1 protein-coding gene and 1 pseudogene are annotated in these 1,500 nt (G+C 60.3%); both read left to right on the top strand.

Annotated features, from left to right (window positions below; genetic code table 11):
* The coding region (locus tag B4968_RS23525) for a LamG domain-containing protein (protein ID WP_161492589.1) at positions 1 to 430 on the top strand (430 nt) is incomplete at its 5' end.
* Positions 427 to 1,500, top strand: a pseudogene (locus tag B4968_RS13065) (calcium-binding protein); the annotation flags it as partial. The gene B4968_RS23525 and the pseudogene B4968_RS13065, both read left to right, overlap by 4 nt.

Raw genomic sequence — 1,500 nt, 5'->3', positions numbered from 1 at the left:
TCTAAACGCAGGCCATTCCGAAAGCCTTGCTCTGGCCTCTGCGACGATATCGCTTTGCTTTTCACTGGATCGGTTGCCGGGTGATGTGGCGCTGGTGTCCACGGATGGTGCGGGTGCCGGAGAGGGCGACTTCACGCTTTGGGTCAAGGATGGAATTCTGCTTGTCACCCAATCCGGCGGGGGCGAGACCGAATATCTCAAAGTCCCGGATCTGGTGTTGTCACCGCAGACAAAATATCACGTCTCGCTCTCTTTCGGAGACGAGGGGCTGATGATCTGGCTCAATGGCGCCTTGGTTGCGGCTGAGCCGGAATTCGCACAGGGCATGGCCCTGAACACGCATGATTTGGTGGTGGGCGGCACCCGGTCCTGGCGCTCGGATCAGGCGGATGACGCCCATTCGCTGTTTCAGGGCACCATTGAGATGTGAAGGTTTTTGACACTCAGCTGAGCGAAAGTGACCAGTTGCAGCTGGCAGCGGCCTCTGGAGCCGGGTTGGCGATGACTGCGCAGATGAATGCTGCGATGGAAGATCTGGCGCCGGTCTTTGGCCAGTTGCACGGCGCCAGCGACACGTTTCTGGATATCCTGGACGACTACGGCGTCACGCACCATGGCCACTTTGCTGGCGGGCTGAATATGATCGGCCGCAATGGCGGCGATAACAGCCTTGGCGGCACCGGCGGCGCTGACGGCATCACCGCGGGCGGCGGCGACGACAAGATATCGGGCAAAGGCGGCACCGACGTGCTGCAGGGCGATTACGGAAATGACACCCTGTCTGGCGGCAATGGCAACGATATTCTGGACGGCGGCCACGGCGAAGATACGCTCTGGGGCGGCCAGGGCAACGATCTGTTGATCAGCCGTGCGGACGGCCGCGAGCGGGCGATCTATTATGATCCAGACCGCGATGAAGGCGACCCGCTGAACGAGCTCACGGAGGGCAAACTCTATCCGGATCAACCCATCCCTGCGGATGACTTACTGATTGGCGGCAGCGGCGGCGATATCTTCTACTTCCAGACGCTGATCAACGCCAAGCAGCGCTTTATTGAAGAGCATACCCGCGACGATGGCAGCATCAACTGGCACGGGGTTGCGGGTGAAAAAGCCAATCTGCACGACCACTGGGTCGATGTTCTCGGTCACGATGTGGTGCAGGACTTCAGCCGGGCCGAGGGCGACCGGCTGGTGATCGAAGGGCACACCACCGAGATTGGATCGATCACCTATGGCGATGCGGATGGCGACGGGGTGATGGATCACTCGGTGATCTCGCTGTATTCCGATCAGGGCAACAATGGCGGCGCCCATAATGATGACCGGTTGGGCACCATCACGGTCTATGGTGATCTGGTCAGGCGTTCAGACATCGAGCACACGGCGGCTCCTGCCTATGGCATCGTCGATAGCATCGATGATCTCAACGAGGCCCTGGCACCGCGGGACGACGGCACGGATACCGGGCCGATTACCGTGCCAAACTCAATCCTGCCA

The sequence above is a fragment of the Pseudophaeobacter leonis genome (genome assembly GCF_002087335.1).
GTDB classification, from domain to species: Bacteria; Pseudomonadota; Alphaproteobacteria; order Rhodobacterales; family Rhodobacteraceae; genus Pseudophaeobacter; species Pseudophaeobacter leonis.
The sequence above is the reverse complement of the archived record's forward strand: the minus strand, read 5'-3'. Positions and strand labels throughout refer to the sequence as shown.